Source organism: Klebsiella sp. MISC125 (assembly GCF_051131775.1).
In the GTDB taxonomy this organism is placed as follows: domain Bacteria; phylum Pseudomonadota; class Gammaproteobacteria; order Enterobacterales; family Enterobacteriaceae; genus Klebsiella.
On the sequence record NZ_CP180448.1, the window covers coordinates 1,960,630 to 1,975,561 of the forward strand.

Here is a 14,932-nt window from a genome sequence, read left to right on the forward strand (position 1 = left end):
TCACCGCTTTATTATATTGGCGTAATGGGAATACTGATCCGAATTCTTGGCGGAATTTTCCAGAAAGCGCTGAATATTAGCAAGATTGAGTCATTTGTTGCCGTTACCACCATTTTCCTTGGGCAAAATGAGATCCCGGCGATCGTTAAGCCCTTTATTAACAAGCTAAATCGTAATGAGTTATTTACCGCGATTTGCAGCGGGATGGCTTCTATCGCCGGGTCGACGATGATTGGCTATGCCGGGCTGGGCGTGCCGATTGATTATCTGCTGGCGGCATCGTTGATGGCGATTCCCGGCGGTATTCTGTTTGCCCGTCTTCTTAGCCCGGCGACTGAAGCATCGCAGGTGACTTTCGAAAACCTCTCCTTCACCGAAACGCCGCCGAAAAGTTTTATTGAAGCCGCGGCTAGCGGCGCGATGGCTGGGGTGAAAATTGCCGTGGGCGTGGCGACGGTAGTGATGGCGTTTGTGGCAATTATCGCTCTGATCAACGGCGTGATTGGCGGTATCGGCGGTTGGTTCGGTTTTGGTCACGCGACTCTGGAGGGGATTTTTGGTTATGTCCTGGCACCGCTGGCATGGTTAATGGGCGTTGACTGGAGTGATGCGACGCTGGCGGGCAGCCTGATTGGCCAGAAGCTGGCGATTAACGAGTTCGTGGCCTACCTCAACTTCTCGCCATTCCTGCAAACGCCGGGATCGCTGGATGTGAAAACTATCGCCATTATTTCGTTTGCGCTATGCGGTTTCGCCAACTTTGGTTCCATTGGCGTGGTGGTTGGCGCATTCTCGGCAATTGCACCCCAGCGTGCGTCTGAAATTGCCCAACTAGGGATGAGGGCGCTGGCTGCGGCAACGCTGTCAAACTTAATGAGCGCAACAATTGCCGGGTTTTTTATTGGCCTGGCGTAATACTCTGGTGTGCCGCTGATGCGGCACACCGCTGCTTTACACGTCTTTAATACGCCACAGGCAGGCCTGGGTAGCCACGCCCATGACTAGCGCAATCCAGAATACGGCGTGATAGCTCCAGACTTCTGCAACAACACCCGCCAGCGAACCGGCAATAATCCAGCCGACGCGAATGGTATTGGTATAGAGGGTCGTGGCCGCCCCGGCCTGGCCTGGCATCAGGTCCTGAAAATAGAGCATACCGATACCGGCCAGAATGCCGATAAAAATAGCATTCAGCACCTGCAGGGCCAGCAGCAGCACGGGGGTGTGTACGGTTAGCATGCCGACATAAAACAGCACTCCGGCAATTGCAGAGATCTGCATCAGGAAACGCTTGCCGAAACGTTTGGCGTAGTAGCCTGCAATCAGCATGGTCGGGATTTCCAGCCCGGCGGCGGTCCCCATCATTAATCCAGCCAGTTTCTCGGGTAAATGCAGCTCATTAATAATGAACAGCGGCATATTAATGATGTACAGGCTGTTGATTCCCCACATTAGCGTACAGATGATAAACAGCAGCAGCGCATCGCGACGGTTGGTTCGCGGTGCTTGAAGATGGCCTGTAGCCGTTTTTGGCTCTTTACGCATGCTGGGAAGGAAAAACCAGACCATCGCGCCGCAGACCACGAAGGCAATCGCCGCGCTGAGATACATCACCGTAAAGCCAAATCCCATCGCTAACGCATAAGCCAACGGTGGCCCGATAACCCACGCCAGCGAAACCTGTGCGCGCAGAATCGAGCTAAACATGACCGCCTCGCGGCCCGTTTTGTCCGCATGTTCGCGGGCGAGGGCGAACATTTGCGGGTTCGCAGTGGAACCAAAGCTGCTTAGAAACACGCCGACAAACAGCAAAATAAAGTAGTTACGGTTCCAGGCGAATAGCACGCAGGCCAGCACGCCCATCAGACAGCAAAAGACAATCAGCTGTTTGCGGTCGCCTTTGCGATCCGAACGTCCGGCAAGAAACTGGCTCACCAGAATGCCGATCACCGCGCTACCAGTAAAAAAGAAGCCGACCATCGCCGGTCGCACATGCACTTCGTTAGTTAAAAACAGGCTCAGGGTAGGCGTTTGCAGCGCCCCGGCAATGCCCGTCAGGAAGGCGACGATCAGGAAGGCGGAGGAGGTTAAATCAAACCCGCGTCGTGGGAAGGCGGCGCTACTGTTTTGCATGTCGATGTTCTGTGGTTTCAGGAATCGCGGAGTTTACGCCGCCAGTCAGAAAATGAACAGTGGCATGGCACGAATAAATCAAAAAGACGTTTCAAATTTTCAACTTCAGCAAAAAGCTGAACCAGAAAGGTATTCGTCACCTGCACTTCAGCAAAAGTGTGCAGTATCTCTAACTTCTGTTATCAGGTTGCTAAGTTTTCTTGCGCGATGACTAATAAAGGTACAGACTCCTTGAAACGTTTCAGCGTCATCGGGAGATTCTCCAGCAGGTAGATGACGCATTTTTTCTCAAAGTAGCTGAAACGATTCAATTCAGCAGGAGAGGAGAACCATGTTCCAGTTATCTGTGCAGGATATTCATCCCGGTCAGCAGGCCGGTAATAAAGAAGAGGCAATTCGTCAGGTTGCTTCCGCGCTGGTCAGTGCGGGCAACGTGGCGGATGGCTACATTAACGGGATGCTGGCTCGCGAGCAGCAAACCTCCACTTTCCTGGGTAACGGCATTGCCATTCCGCACGGCACTACCGACACCCGCGACCAGGTGCTGAAAACCGGCGTTCAGGTTTATCAGTTCCCGCAGGGCGTGACCTGGGGCGAAGGGCAGACCGCTTACGTCGCCATCGGTATCGCCGCCAGCTCGGATGAACATCTGGGACTGCTGCGTCAGCTGACCCATGTACTGAGCGATGATTCCGTTGCTGAACAGCTTAAATCCGCGACCACTGCTGAAGAACTGCGTGCTCTGCTGATGGGTGAAAAGCAGAGTGAAGTGCTGAAGCTGGACAATGACACGCTGAGCCTGGACGTTGTCGCCAGCGATCTGCTGACTCTGCAGGCGCTGAACGCCGCGCGATTGAAAGAAGCTGGTGCCGTTGATGCTTCCTTTGTCAGCAAAACGATTAATGAACAACCGCTGAACCTCGGTCAGGGCATCTGGCTGAACGACAGCACTGAAGGTAACCTGCGCAGCGCTGTTGCGGTCAGCCGTGCAGCAACCGCTTTTATCCGCGATGAGCAGCCGGTTTCCCTGCTGATTACCGTAGCGATGGCTGATGACCAGCCGACAGCGGTACTTAATCGCCTGACCAATTTACTGCTCGACAAAAAAGCTGACCGTTTGCTGAAAGCTGATGGCGCTACGCTGCTGGCGTTGCTGACCAGCGATGATGCCATCGCTGAGGACGTGCTGAGCGCTGAATATGTGATCCGCAATGAGCACGGGCTGCACGCGCGTCCAGGCACTATGCTGGTTAATACCATTAAACAATTCTCCAGCGACATTACCGTCACCAACCTTGATGGTTCGGGTAAACCGGCCAATGGCCGCAGCCTGATGAAAGTCGTGGCGCTGGGTGTGAAGAAAGGTCACCGTCTGCGCTTTACCGCGCAAGGTGAGGATGCGCAACAGGCGCTGGATGCGATTGGCGAAGCTATCGCCGCAGGCCTTGGGGAGGGCGCATAAATGAGCAGACGTGTCGCAACGATTACTTTAAACCCGGCCTATGACCTGGTGGGGTTTACCCCGGAAATTGAACGCGGTGAGGTTAACCTCGTGCGTACCACCGGCTTACATGCTGCCGGGAAAGGGATCAACGTTGCAAAAGTGCTGAAAGATCTCGGCATCGACGTCACCGTGGGTGGCTTCCTGGGTAAAGACAACCAGGATGGATTTCAGCAGCTGTTCAGCGAACTGGGCATCGCGAACCGTTTTCAGGTTGTGCAGGGTCGTACTCGTATCAACGTCAAACTGACGGAAAAAGACAGTGAAGTGACCGATTTCAACTTCTCTGGCTTTGAAGTGACGCCTGGCGACTGGGAACGTTTTGTTAATGATTCCCTGAGCTGGTTAGGTCAGTTCGATATGGTTTGCGTGAGCGGTAGCTTGCCATCCGGTGTGAGCCCGGAAGCGTTCACCGACTGGATGACCCGTCTGCGTAGTCAGTGCCCATGCATCATTTTTGACAGCAGCCGCGAAGCACTGGTTGCTGGCCTGAAAGCGGCTCCATGGTTGGTGAAACCTAACCGTCGCGAGCTGGAAATCTGGGCGGGTCGTAAGCTGCCTGAAATGAAAGATGTGATTGAAGCCGCCCACGCGCTGCGTGAACAGGGGATTGCCCACGTGGTTATCTCCCTTGGCGAAGAAGGCGCTCTGTGGGTTAACGCATCCGGAGAGTGGATTGCTAAGCCGCCTTCAGTCGAAGTGATTAGCACCGTTGGTGCGGGGGACTCTATGGTTGGCGGCCTGATTTACGGTCTGCTAATGCGCGAGTCCAGCGAGCATACGCTGCGTCTGGCGACGGCGGTTGCCGCGCTGGCGGTGAGTCAAAGCAATGTCGGTATTACCGATCGTACCCAGTTGGCCGCAATGATGGCGCGCGTCGACTTACAACCCTTTAATTAACAGCAGGAGAGGCATAATGAAAACGCTGCTGATTATTGATGCCGGGCTTGGACAGGCTCGCGCCTATATGGCGAAGACCCTGTTGAGCACTGCGGCGCAAAAAGCGCAACTCGAACTGATTGATAACCCGAACGACGCTGAACTGGCGATCGTGCTGGGCGCGACGCTGCCTGCTGATAGCGCGCTGAACGGCAAGAAGGTTTATCTCGGCGACATTAACCGCGCCGTGGCTCACCCGGAACTGTTCCTCAGTGAAGCCAAAAGCCACGCGACGCCTTACACCGCTCCGGCGGCGGTTGCTTTACCGGCTGCGACCAACGGCCCGAAACGCATTGTGGCGGTAACCGCTTGTCCGACTGGCGTAGCGCATACGTTTATGGCGGCGGAAGCGATTGAAACCGAAGCCAAAAAACGCGGCTGGTGGGTGAAAGTTGAAACTCGTGGCTCCGTGGGCGCGGGCAACGCGATCACCCCAGAAGAAGTGGAACAAGCGGATCTGGTGGTGGTTGCTGCTGATATCGAAGTCGATCTGGCGAAATTTGCTGGTAAGCCGATGTATCGCACCACCACCGGCCTGGCGCTGAAGAAAACCGCTCAGGAGCTGGATAAAGCTGTCGTTGAGGCGAAACCGTACCAGCCTTCAGGTAAATCCCAGGCGGCAACGGAGGGGAAAAAAGAGTCTGCGGGGGCATACCGTCACCTGCTGACCGGCGTTTCATATATGCTGCCAATGGTTGTTGCGGGCGGCCTGTGTATTGCGCTCTCCTTTGCCTTTGGTATTAAAGCTTTTGAGGTCCCGGATACTCTGGCAGCGGCGCTGATGCAAATCGGCGGTGGCTCAGCCTTTGCGCTGATGGTTCCGGTGCTGGCGGGCTTCATTGCCTTCTCTATTGCTGACCGTCCGGGCCTGACCCCTGGTCTTATCGGCGGTATGCTGGCAGTGAGCACCGGGTCTGGGTTTATCGGCGGTATTATCGCTGGTTTCCTTGCTGGTTATGTGGCGAAAGCGATTAGTACGAAGCTGAAATTGCCGCAAAGTATGGAAGCGCTGAAACCGATTCTGATCATTCCGCTGGTTTCCAGCCTGATCGTCGGTCTGGCGATGATTTACCTGATTGGTAAACCTGTTGCCGGGATCCTCGAAGGTCTGACCCACTGGCTGCAAACCATGGGTACGGCGAATGCGGTTCTGCTCGGCGCGATCCTCGGCGGTATGATGTGTACCGATATGGGCGGTCCGGTGAATAAAGCAGCCTATGCGTTTGGTGTTGGCCTGCTGAGTACCCAAACCTATGCGCCGATGGCGGCGATTATGGCGGCGGGTATGGTTCCACCGCTGGCGCTGGGTCTGGCAACGCTGGTTGCGCGTAAAAAGTTCGACAAAGCGCAGCAAGAAGGTGGCAAAGCCGCGCTGGTCCTCGGTCTGTGCTTTATCACTGAAGGGGCGATTCCATTCGCTGCTCGTGACCCGATGCGCGTCCTGCCTTGCTGTATCGTTGGTGGTGCGGTGACCGGCGCGATGTCCATGTGGGTTGGCGCCAAATTGATGGCACCGCATGGCGGTCTGTTTGTTCTGCTGATTCCTGGTGCGATTACGCCGGTTCTCGGCTACCTGATGGCGATTGTTGTCGGTACGCTGGTCGCAGGTCTCTCCTACGCGGTGCTGAAACGTCCTGAAGTTCAGGTGGAAGAAAAAGCAGCCTGATAGACCTTGTAATATCTTCATTAAGGGCAGAGTTTTCTCTGCCCTTTTTTATTGTTTCTGACGCTAGTGGTTTTCCCTGCCTGAATTGTTATTATTCTTTTTCCTTGTCTAGTTTGGGCCAGCCATACTATGTTTCCATTTACGCTTCGTGAAATGACTCACGCTGATATTCCCGCAGTTCAGTCGTTCCTTGTTCAGCACCTCAATCTGTTCTTCAACGCTGGTAGATCAATACCTTCTGCCGATGAGGATATTTTTAATCTCGAACAGCAGTATATTTCGCAGGAAAGGAATTTGCTGCTTTGTGCATGGGATGAAAAACAGGAGTTAATCGCTACACTGGCAGTATGTCAATATGATGACAGGCTCGCTGAGTTGCGCGGGCGTTATAATTTGTCTGAAACCGCAGAAATTTGCCGCTGTTATGTGGATAAGCGCTATCGCAGACAGGGCATTGGTAGTCAGTTGATCGCTTTTGCTGAGGAATTCTGTCGGCAGCAACAATATAAAACCTTATATCTTCACACGCATCATTTTTTGCCTGGAGGCTATCATTTCTGGTTGCGTAATCATTTTAGCGTTGTGATGGATATGCAGGATAAATGGCAGTTGGTTCATATGGAGAGATCACATTAATAAATGAACCCAACGCTAATTGGACGCATTGTTGATAGCGATCAATATATTTAATTTGAGGTAAGCAAACCGAGTATATAGTTTGATCAGTGTCAATTAATTCTCATTTAGCTTTTTATGATTATTTTCAAGCATAACTTTCTGGTAAGTGATTTTGTTGTAAATAATTGTATTTTATTGCTATTTTTATATTGGTATGACGTTTTAATCGTTTCGTCATACGGTTGACCTTGTTTACAATTGCCGCTAGAGTCGCTTTCGACAGCATTTCATTACATTTTTGTATTTGAATAGGAATATGGTGCGAATTGTTAAATTCAATGCCATAACTGCCCCCGCAACTGTAGGCGGATGCAGAATATCCTTGTGCGGTTAATTAACCGCTGGTCACTGTAAAGTTTGTCTTTATGGGAAGGCTGATATTCTGGTTACCGTGAGTCAGGAGACCTGCTGTCAATAATGTTGTATACCATTGAGTGGACGGGATGGTCCATGGGATGAATTATTTGACGCAGGCAGTAGTGTATTTATGAATAAAATTTTGGCTAAGTAAGGCTTATTTGCATTTTTTGCATATCTTTATTCTTAAATTTCACGATTCAATGTCATCTATCTTCATGTCTCCTCCCGATATATGGAACGAAATGAGCCATGACCAGACCTTCAGATCTGGCATCAACGGGACGATGATAATGCACGCTAATTTTACTTCTTTCACTTCTAAAAAAACGCTTCTGATTATTGCAGGCGCAACTCTACTACTCAACTCCAGTGTCGCCAGTGCGGCAAAAACTGAATATCCCTTAACGATTAAAAACTGCGGCCGCGACATCACCTTCAATCAGGCCCCTAAACGTGTGGCGACGGTGGGTCAGAACAGCACTGAAATTCTCTATTCGCTCGGGCTTGCCGATCGCGTTGTGGGTACTTCGCTGTGGTTTGGTCCTGTACCTGATGCGTATAAAGCGGCAAACGAGAAAGTAGACGTCATTGCGCAAAATATTCCCAGCTTCGAAGGGATTATTGCTAAAAAACCGGAGCTGGTTGCCAGCCAGTTTGAGTGGCAAATCGGTCCTGCGGGTACGGTTGCCTCTTACGAGCAGTTTAGTGAACTGAACGTTCCGGTCTACACCGCACCTGCCGACTGCGCGAAAGATAACGAAGATGGCGGTGATGGCGTCCGTAAAGGTATGTTTGATATTGCCATGGTGTATCAGGAAGTCGCTGATCTGGCAAAAATCTTCGACGTTCAGGACAAAGGCGATGCGCTGATTGCCAGTCTTAAAGCACGTGAAGCAGCAGCGATAAATAAAATTTCCGGCATGGATAAAAATGTCTCAGCAGTATTCTGGTTCTCCAGTGCCGACCTGCAGCTTGATCCATATGTGGCAGGGAAGTTTGGTCCAGCCGCATGGATTGCTCAGAAGCTAGGCGTGAAAAACGTTATTGATTCAGCCGAAGAGTGGCCAACGGTAGGCTGGGAGACCATTGCCAAAGCCAATCCTTCGGTCATTGTACTCGGTGAGATGAGTCGTCGCCGCTTCCCGGCCGATGACTGGCAGGTCAAGATGGATTACCTCAAGTCCGACCCAGTCGCCAAACTACTTCCTGCAGTGAAGGAAAATCATCTGCCTGTCATTGACGTACAAACAATGAACGCCGGCATCAGAACTATTGATGGGCTAGAAAAACTGGCTGATGCCCTGGTTGAATATGGCTTAGCGCATCCGCAGGCCTCTCATTAATCTACGTTTTGCGCTATGTCCTTGCCCGGCATAGCGCATCTCCGTTACTCAGGAACGCAGATATAATCATGAGTGATTCTCGCAGGATGCGTCGCGCTGTTGGTCAGCTTGCGGTAAGAGTTGGTGGACATGCCATTTGGGTTAGTGTGCTGATGTGCTGCGTACTGCTGGCGGGGATCTCCATTGGCGAAACGCTTATCCCCTGGCAGCATGTACTCAGTACGCTGGCAAATCGTCTGCTTGATACTGACTATCCAGTCGATGCGCTGGATGCCGGGATCATCTGGAACTATCGCCTGACGCGAGCCCTGGTTTCTGCCTGCTGCGGCGCGTGCCTCGCGGTGTCCGGGGTAGTGCTACAGTCGATACTGCGTAATGCGCTTGCTGAGCCCTATCTGCTGGGCATTTCCGCCGGGGCTTCTACCGGTGCAGTACTGGTTGCACTCACCGGTCTGGGGGCCGGGATCATCAGTATGTCATTTGGCGCTTTCATTGGTGCGCTGGCGGCATTTCTGTTCGTCGCTCTGCTGGCGATGGCTGCAGGCGGCAGGCAAGGTGGTGGCATCACAACCCAAATCATTCTTGCTGGGATCGCCAGTTCGCAGCTATTCAATGCTATTACTTCACTGATCATCACCCGCTCAGCAAACGCCGAACAGGCGCGCGGTATTATGTTCTGGCTGTTGGGTAACCTGAGCGGCGTGCGCTGGCCCGATGTTGTATTAGCCATTCCTACTGCCCTGGTCGGTGTCGCGCTGTGCTTCTGTTATGCCCGCCATCTCGATGCTTTTTCCTTTGGCGCTGAGTCTGCGGCATCGTTAGGAATTCCTGTCAAACGCACCCGTGCGGTACTTATTGCCGCTGTCACCGGTATGACGGCGATTATGGTCTCCATCGTCGGTGCCATTGGCTTTGTTGGTCTGGTTATCCCCCACGCTGCCCGTATGTTGGTTGGTAACCAACACCATCGCCTGTTGCCAGTTAGCGCACTGATTGGGGCGATTTTTCTCATCATTGCCGATGTTATCTCCCGCACATTACTGCCCGGACAGGTATTACCTATAGGTGTGATCACGGCTCTGGTCGGCGCGCCCGCGTTTTCAATCATCCTGATCAGAGGAAATAAGGCCAAATGACCGTCAATCCTGTACTGCCTCCTTTAGCCTCGGCTGAAGTCGTTATCGAGGCGTGTAACCTGCGCTGGAAGGTAAAAGGCAAAGCGATCGTTGATGATGTCTCGCTCAGGGTGGCTCCCGGCGAGTTTGTCGGAATTATTGGCCCCAACGGGTCGGGTAAAACATCACTCATTTCGTTGTTAGCAGGTTTGTTGAAACCCACGTCTGGACGCATCACGCTACAGCACAAAGCACTCCATCATTACTCACGTCGCCATCTTGCACAGCAGGTGGCGCTGGTCGAACAACAGGCTGAGACAGGTGAACGTATTACCGCTTTGCAGGCCGTTTCGCTGGGACGGACCCCCTGGCTTAGCCTGCTCTCGCCCTGGTCCGCTAAAGATGACGATATCGTGCAAACGATGCTGAGGAAGGTCGATCTCCGCGAATTACAGCACCGTTGCTGGCATACCTTTTCTGGGGGAGAGAAACAGCGCCTGCATATCGCCCGGGCGCTGGCACAGCAGCCGCAGTTGTTGCTAATGGATGAACCTACCAACCACCTCGACATTCAACATCAGATTGGCCTGCTTAGCCTGGTTAAACGTGAAAAGCTCACGGTAATTGCCGCCCTGCACGACCTGAATCATGCCGCGATGTTTTGCGATCGCATCATCGTGATGAAGTCTGGACGCATGGTGATGCAGGGCGCTCCAGGCACCATTTTTACCCGGGAACACCTCAGCACCTGGTTTGGCATTGACGCCATTGTTGAACGCGAACCAGGCGGTACAAGCTGCTTTATTCGTTATCAGAGACCTGATGAATTCTAAGGAAGAATCGATGAAATACCTCAAACAGAGCCTGAAAGTTTTATGTTTACTGGCCTTCACTTCTTCAGTCTTCGCGCAAACTCATGAAGTATTAATGAAAAATCGCGGGACGGCAGGGCCAATGATCTATGAGCCGGATTACCTGGAGATCCAACCTGGTGATACGGTGAAGTTTATCCGTAAGCATAAAAGCCATAACGCGGCCTCCATCGCGGAACTGTCTCCGGCGGATTATCCGGGGTTTATGGGCAAAATTGATGAAGAGATCGAAGTGAAATATGACAATGCCGGATTTTACGGCGTCAAATGCACACCACACTACGCGCAGGGCATGGTGATGTTGATTAAGGTTGGTGATGCCACTCTGCCGGACAGCTATCGCGCGTTTAAAGCACCGGGAATTGCCGATAAACGCTTCCAGGATATCTACTCACGTATCGACAAGCAGTAGCTCGCGACACTCAGGGAGAATTGCGCTGTGGCGGATAACAAACATACCGGTGATGAAATTCAGGAGCAGCGCCGCGACTGCTTGTGCAGGCTGACAAAATTCGTTGGCGCTGCAGGCGTTGCCGCTGCCGTTTGGCCGCTGGTATCCGCTCTGGGCCCGGATGAAAAGACGGCCGGAGAAAATGAACCGATCGATGTCTCCCTTGCTGGTGTGGCTGTCGGTCAAACCGTTAGGCGTGTCTGGCAAGGCAAGCTCATTCTTATTCACCATCGGACTGCAGATGAGATAGCTGCCGCCCGGGATGTCGAAAGCCATAAACTCATTGACCCACAGGCAGACAACGAAAGGGTTAATGCCGATTATCCCCAATGGCTTGTTGTTCAGGGATATTGCCCTCATGCCGGGTGCGTGCCAAACGCCAGAGCTGGCGGACAGGGCTGGGTTTGTCCGTGCCACGGGTCTGAATTCGATGCCTCCGGACGCGTTACCCGCGGACCGGCGACCGCGAATCTGGCCGTTCCCGACTTTACTTTTCATCCCGATGGTCTGACCGTGCGCATCGGCGCTAAGGAAGTCTGAGATGACGACCGCGCGTGCTTATTCGCTCCGTTGGCGTATCCCTTTTCCCCGATCGGTTGCCGGACTCTGGGTATTTGCTATCGGCGCTATTCTGCTGGTCATGCTCGGCGTGCAGATCCTTACCGGTATTGTACTGGCGATGTTTTACGTGCCGACGGCTGAGCTGGCATTTGATTCCATCATGCATATTATGCGCACGGTAAGCCACGGAGAACTGCTGCGTAATCTGCACGCCACTGGCGCATCGCTTTTTTTCTTCGCCTGCTATCTACATATTTTTCGCGGCATGTACTACAACGTATATCGCAAGCCGTGGGTTGCAATGTGGATGATTAGCGTAACGCTATACGTCTTGCTGATGATTACCGCACTTCTTGGCTATAGCCTCATCTGGGGGCAAAAAAGCTACTGGGCGGCAACCGTTATTACCCGTTTTGCACAGGCGATCCCGCTGGTGGGCGATACGTTGTATGCGTTTCTGGTCGGCGGCTATACGCCAGGTACCCCGATGCTTGGCCGTTTTTTTGTTCTGCACTTTATGCTTCCCTTCGCAATTGTTGTCGCGACGATCTTCCACGTTCGTAGTGTCCAGTCTGCTTTTGCGCAGGCGATGAAGAAGACCTTTAGTGAGAAAGAGTCCAGAAAGCTTTTGTTTGATTATAAAATCACCGATCTTGATGCCATCAAAATCACTCTGTTTTTGATGCTCTTCGCCTGGTTTTTATTCTTCGCGCCGCACTACCTGAGCAGCGCAGATAACTTTATCCCAGCTGATCCAACGGTTACGCCAGCGATTGTGGCACCTGAATGGTACTTTCTTCCTTTCTTCTCGATGCTTCGATGTTTTCCGAATGAATTCGCCGGGTTAGTCGCGATGTGCGGCTCGGTATTGATTTTCTATTTCTTGCCCTGGCTTGATTCCTCTCGGGCCCGTTTTCGCCACTACAGCAAGCTGGTTAAGTTCGGCTTTTGGCTGTGGGTTATCAATGCCTGCTTTTTAGGCTGGCTGGGAACAAAAGCGCTGGTGGGACCTGACCTTATTGACGGTTTCCGCAATCAAGAGGGCTGGATCCGCGCGGCGTCGCAGCTTTCAACGCTGATTTGGTTTGCCTGGTTTTTAATCGTGCTGCCCTGCCGCCGTTTTCTGGAAAAACAGGACTGAAGATGACGCGATTATTGAAATTCAGCGTTTTGTGTCTGTCACTTTTAGAGCTGGGTTCTACTTGGGCGAAAGAGCCCACGCCTGTGCGGCAGGACTGGAGCTTTAGCGGCATCACGGGCCAGTATGATAAAGATCAGCTTCGGCGCGGCATGCAGGTTTATGAAGAGAAGTGTCGCGCCTGTCACGGTATGAAATACCTCACTTTTCGCACCCTGACCAGACCCGGCGGCCCGGAACTCACGCTCGAAGAAGCAAAAAGTATCGCCAGCGGCTATCAGTTCCCTGACATACAGGATGACGGCCAGGTTGGCGAGCGGGACGGTACGCTAAATGACAGTTTTATATCGCCATATCTTAACGTTCAGGAAGCGCGATACCTTAACAATGGTGCCGAACCCGTTGACCTGAGCTATATCGTCCGGGCCCGCTCATATGATCGCGGATTTCCGCAATTCCTGTTTGATGCCTTTTTACCCTACACGGAACAGGGGGCGGATTATGTCTTCGCACTATTAACCGGTTACCGGCCCAATGATCCTGAAATGAAGGCTAATCGCTACTTTCCTGGTGGCGTGATTAATATGCCAAAGCCGCTTACGGATGGCGAAATTCATTGGCAAACGGCGTCACAGATAGCCGAAACAGAAGAGCAGTATGCTCAGGATGTCACCGCCTTTCTGGCATGGGCTGCGGACCCGGATCTCTGGGCGCGAAAAAAGCAGGGAATTTACGTCATGGGCTACCTCTCCGTGATGCTGGGATTGCTATGGGTTTTACGACTAATGAAGAGACGTTCGCCGAAATAAGCGAGAGAGAGTGGGTAATATGCTTGAAGCCAGACAGCTCCGCTGCGAGCGAGATGAACGAATCTTGTTTAGCGATTTATCATTCCAGGTGAAAGCGGGGGAGTGGATACAAATTACCGGGGGCAACGGCGTGGGGAAAACGACTTTGCTACGGTTGCTCAGTGGACTGGCTCGCCCTGACGTCGGGGGAGTGTACTGGCAGGCGCAGCCGCTGCACCGTGTGCGCGACAGCTATCAACAAAACCTGCTGTGGATTGGCCATCAGCCAGGGATTAAAACCCGGCTTTCGGCGCTAGAGAACCTGCGTTTTTTCCATCATGACGGTGACGCAGCTCAATGTATGAACGCGCTGGCTCAGGCGGGTCTTGCCGGATACGAAGATATTCCCGTTAATCAACTCTCCGCCGGGCAGCAGCGCCGGGTTGCCCTGGCGCGACTCTGGCTGACGCGCGCTACGCTCTGGATCCTCGACGAACCTTTTACCGCCATTGATATGAACGGCGTGGAGCGCCTGACGCAACGAATGGCGCAGCACACCGAGCGGGGCGGCATTGTCATTCTCACCACCCATCAGCCCATAAACATGGCGACCGATAAGATTCGCCGCATTGCGCTGAGCGGCGAGGAGGCTGGGTGATGATGTGGCGGATTTTTCGTCTTGAGCTGCGGGTGGCGTTTCGCCATCGTGCGGAAATCGCCAATCCGCTGTGGTTCTTCCTGATTGTTATTACGTTGTTCCCACTGAGTGTTGGCTCTGAGCCGCAGCTTTTGGCGCGCATCGCCCCCGGGATTATCTGGGTCGCCGCGCTGCTTTCCTCGCTGCTGGCGCTGGAGCGCCTGTTTCGCGACGACTTACAGGACGGAAGCCTCGAACAGCTGATGCTGCTGCCGCTGCCGTTATCAGCGGTGGTGCTGGCGAAGGTAATGGCCCACTGGGTGGTGACCGGCCTGCCGCTGCTTATCCTCTCACCACTGGTGGCGCTGCTGTTAGGAATGGACGTTTACGGCTGGCAAATCATGGCACTGACCCTGCTGCTGGGAACGCCGACGCTGAGTTTTCTCGGCGCGCCGGGCGTTGGGTTGACCATCGGGCTAAAGCGCGGAGGCGTGCTACTGAGCGTGCTGGTGCTGCCGCTGACCATTCCGTTACTGATTTTTGCGACCGCCGCGATGGAGGCGGCTGCTATGCATCTGCCTGTTAAGGATTACATGGCGATTCTGGGCGCGTTGCTGGCGGGCAGCGCAACGTTGAGCCCCTTTGCGACGGCGGCTGCGCTACGTATTAGCTTGCAGGCCGGATAAGGCGTTTGCGCCGCCATCCGGTAAAAGTTTTATCAACGCACTCATTATTTTCTGCTCTGGTGAC

Annotated in this window: 14 protein-coding genes, 1 pseudogene and 1 riboswitch; of the genes and pseudogenes, 14 read left to right on the forward strand and 1 reads right to left on the reverse strand. The window is 53.1% G+C overall.

What is annotated here, in order from left to right; all coding sequences use genetic code 11:
* A pseudogene (locus tag ACMYSL_RS09340) lies at positions 1 to 915 on the forward strand (NupC/NupG family nucleoside CNT transporter); the annotation flags it as partial.
* Positions 916 to 951: 36 nt separating this feature from the next.
* On the opposite strand, the gene setB reads toward ACMYSL_RS09340, so the two are convergent.
* Positions 952 to 2,133 carry a sugar efflux transporter SetB gene (setB, locus tag ACMYSL_RS09345; protein WP_182239995.1) on the reverse strand — a complete coding sequence of 394 codons (1,182 nt, stop codon included), beginning with the start codon at positions 2,131 to 2,133 and terminating at the stop codon, positions 952 to 954.
* Between the two features lie 331 nt (positions 2,134 to 2,464).
* Between setB and fruB the strand changes: the two genes are divergently transcribed.
* From fruB to ccmB, 13 genes are all read left to right on the forward strand, one after another.
* The gene (fruB, locus tag ACMYSL_RS09350; RefSeq protein ID WP_142512989.1) at positions 2,465 to 3,595 is read left to right on the forward strand and encodes a fused PTS fructose transporter subunit IIA/HPr protein; all 1,131 of its coding nucleotides are present in this window, start codon (positions 2,465 to 2,467) and stop codon (positions 3,593 to 3,595) included.
* Complete coding sequence (fruK, locus tag ACMYSL_RS09355; RefSeq protein WP_110272362.1) at positions 3,596 to 4,534, forward strand: 1-phosphofructokinase; 939 nt, start codon at positions 3,596 to 3,598, stop codon at positions 4,532 to 4,534.
* A gap of 16 nt (positions 4,535 to 4,550) precedes the next feature.
* A complete protein-coding gene (gene fruA / locus ACMYSL_RS09360) occupies positions 4,551 to 6,239 on the forward strand; it encodes a PTS fructose transporter subunit IIBC (protein WP_182239993.1) in 1,689 nt (562 codons plus the stop codon).
* Between the two features lie 153 nt (positions 6,240 to 6,392).
* Positions 6,393 to 6,875, forward strand: a complete 483-nt coding sequence (locus ACMYSL_RS09365; RefSeq protein ID WP_110272438.1) for a GNAT family N-acetyltransferase — start codon at positions 6,393 to 6,395, stop codon at positions 6,873 to 6,875.
* A 245-nt stretch (positions 6,876 to 7,120) separates the two neighbouring features.
* A riboswitch (cobalamin riboswitch) is annotated at positions 7,121 to 7,344 on the forward strand.
* Positions 7,345 to 7,567: 223 nt separating this feature from the next.
* Entirely contained in the window at positions 7,568 to 8,620 is a 1,053-nt protein-coding gene (locus tag ACMYSL_RS09370) for an ABC transporter substrate-binding protein (protein WP_110272439.1), read from the forward strand.
* Between the two features lie 68 nt (positions 8,621 to 8,688).
* The gene (locus ACMYSL_RS09375) at positions 8,689 to 9,756 is read left to right on the forward strand and encodes a FecCD family ABC transporter permease (RefSeq protein WP_142512986.1); all 1,068 of its coding nucleotides are present in this window, start codon (positions 8,689 to 8,691) and stop codon (positions 9,754 to 9,756) included.
* The gene (locus tag ACMYSL_RS09380; protein WP_434662346.1) at positions 9,753 to 10,568 is read left to right on the forward strand and encodes an ABC transporter ATP-binding protein; all 816 of its coding nucleotides are present in this window, start codon (positions 9,753 to 9,755) and stop codon (positions 10,566 to 10,568) included. The genes ACMYSL_RS09375 and ACMYSL_RS09380 overlap by 4 nt, the downstream gene beginning before the upstream one ends.
* Positions 10,569 to 10,578: 10 nt before the next feature.
* A complete protein-coding gene (locus tag ACMYSL_RS09385) occupies positions 10,579 to 11,019 on the forward strand; it encodes a pseudoazurin (protein WP_110272366.1) in 441 nt (146 codons plus the stop codon).
* A gap of 27 nt (positions 11,020 to 11,046) precedes the next feature.
* The gene (petA, locus tag ACMYSL_RS09390; RefSeq protein WP_110272367.1) at positions 11,047 to 11,598 is read left to right on the forward strand and encodes a ubiquinol-cytochrome c reductase iron-sulfur subunit; all 552 of its coding nucleotides are present in this window, start codon (positions 11,047 to 11,049) and stop codon (positions 11,596 to 11,598) included.
* Between the two features lies 1 nt (position 11,599).
* A complete protein-coding gene (locus tag ACMYSL_RS09395; protein ID WP_434662349.1) occupies positions 11,600 to 12,760 on the forward strand; it encodes a cytochrome b in 1,161 nt (386 codons plus the stop codon).
* Between the two features lie 2 nt (positions 12,761 to 12,762).
* On the forward strand, positions 12,763 to 13,566 hold the full coding sequence (locus ACMYSL_RS09400) for a cytochrome c1 (RefSeq protein WP_434662351.1): 804 nt from the start codon (positions 12,763 to 12,765) through the stop codon (positions 13,564 to 13,566).
* Between the two features lie 19 nt (positions 13,567 to 13,585).
* Positions 13,586 to 14,203 carry a cytochrome c biogenesis heme-transporting ATPase CcmA gene (ccmA, locus tag ACMYSL_RS09405; protein ID WP_434662354.1) on the forward strand — a complete coding sequence of 206 codons (618 nt, stop codon included), beginning with the start codon at positions 13,586 to 13,588 and terminating at the stop codon, positions 14,201 to 14,203.
* Positions 14,200 to 14,868: a heme exporter protein CcmB gene (ccmB, locus tag ACMYSL_RS09410; protein ID WP_112213073.1), complete on the forward strand. Its 669-nt coding sequence runs from the start codon at positions 14,200 to 14,202 to the stop codon at positions 14,866 to 14,868. The genes ccmA and ccmB overlap by 4 nt, the downstream gene beginning before the upstream one ends.
* The last annotated feature ends 64 nt before the right edge of the window (positions 14,869 to 14,932 follow it).